The sequence below is a fragment of the Arenibacter sp. P308M17 genome (assembly GCF_003426735.1).
Taxonomy (GTDB): Bacteria; Bacteroidota; Bacteroidia; order Flavobacteriales; family Flavobacteriaceae; genus Arenibacter.
This window is the reverse complement of record NZ_QVON01000024.1, coordinates 1-1,263: the sequence shown is the minus strand read 5'-3', so window position 1 is coordinate 1,263 and position 1,263 is coordinate 1. Positions and strand designations below refer to the sequence as shown.

Sequence of the window (1,263 nt, the reverse complement as noted above, 5' to 3'; positions counted from 1 at the left end):
AGGACAAACACAAAAAAGAAGGCTTTCCCCATAGGGAGGAACCGGATCCGTCAACAAGATATTCAGCCCTGGCCTATCGGCGGGCCGAATACTTAGTTATTAGCGGGTCGTTATTTTTTCTATATCGTATTCATATTCTAAAATATCACCTGGTTGACAGTCCAAAACACTACATATAGTTTCTAAAGTACTAAATCTGATGGCTTTTGCTTTTCCTGTCTTAAGTATAGAAAGGTTCGATAAAGTCAGCCCAACTTTTTCAGAAAGTTCATTCAGTGACATTTTCCGCTTTGCCATCATTACATCAAGGTTTACAATTATTGGCATAGCTTATACAGTTAATTCATTTTCAGATTTCATATCAACGGCATTTTGAAAAAGTTTTTCCAAAACTGCTGCAAATACTGAGACAACAAAAGGAATACAAGCAAAAACGAAACCGTAAATCAACAAACCTGGTGCATCATCTTGTTCTGCTATAGGATATAACAACGGTACAAAACCTATCATTAATAATAAACCACCAATAAGTGAAGCAAACTTTATATTTCTAAAAGCTGTTACGGAAAATTTTGAAAAGCCTACATTTTGGTCAATTAACACTAAAAGTTTCCACGATTGGAAAAGAACGAAAAAATATGGAGCAGCAACTGCATACAGCACTATTACAATTCCTAAAATGGCATTTGGTGCATATGGAAATTCAGCCAACGCACCTTTATATAGATTCGGCAAAGCAAAAACAGTCAACGCCAAAACAATTAGCCCCATAAAAACTAAAGTAGTCTTTAATAACAGGGTAGAACTTTTTTTAAACATATCAAGTATTTATTAAATTGTTGTAATACTGCAATTATAATAAATATTTGTTGATAAACAATAAATAAGTACTGAATTAAGTAAAATTAACCTTTGTAGGTTGAAAGGAATATTAAAAAGCTGAATTTGTCTGTTTAGTGTGTCATACCTAGTTTACAGCCAACGTCTCGGCTATGAGTAGTGCGGCGCAGAAATCCGACAGATTTCCAGCTAAGCGCTAAGCAAAAGCTTTTGGTTTTGTTTTTTCTTTTTTTTGTCCAAAGCAAAATCCTAAAGATTTTGCGACTATATAAATATACACAGACCTTGGCGTAAATGACCGAAGTCCGCATTAATTATAGGTATTGTTGAACGAATCCTCCCTACCGGTCGGAAGCTTTGTCGTGTTCAAAATACGTTTTACTTAAATTTATGCAATCTTAAAAAACAATGTAATGTATAAAA

At 34.0% G+C, this 1,263-nt stretch carries 2 protein-coding genes; both read right to left on the bottom strand.

Going from position 1 to position 1,263, the window contains the following annotated elements; translation table 11 throughout:
- Nucleotides 1-99 precede the first annotated feature (99 nt).
- A complete protein-coding gene (locus D0S24_RS20885) occupies nucleotides 100-327 on the bottom strand; it encodes a helix-turn-helix transcriptional regulator (RefSeq protein ID WP_117021789.1) in 228 nt (75 codons plus the stop codon).
- Nucleotides 328-330: 3 nt separating this feature from the next.
- Nucleotides 331-819: a DUF2975 domain-containing protein gene (locus D0S24_RS20880; protein WP_117021788.1), complete on the bottom strand. Its 489-nt coding sequence runs from the start codon at nucleotides 817-819 to the stop codon at nucleotides 331-333.
- Between the last annotated feature and the right edge of the window lie 444 nt (nucleotides 820-1,263).

What these genes read in the sequence shown, in the direction of transcription:
- D0S24_RS20885 (WP_117021789.1), bottom strand. Translation starts at nt 327, where the DNA reads ATGCCAATAATTGTAAACCTTGATGTAATGATGGCAAAGCGGAAAATG.
- D0S24_RS20880 (WP_117021788.1), bottom strand. Translation starts at nt 819, where the DNA reads ATGTTTAAAAAAAGTTCTACCCTGTTATTAAAGACTACTTTAGTTTTT.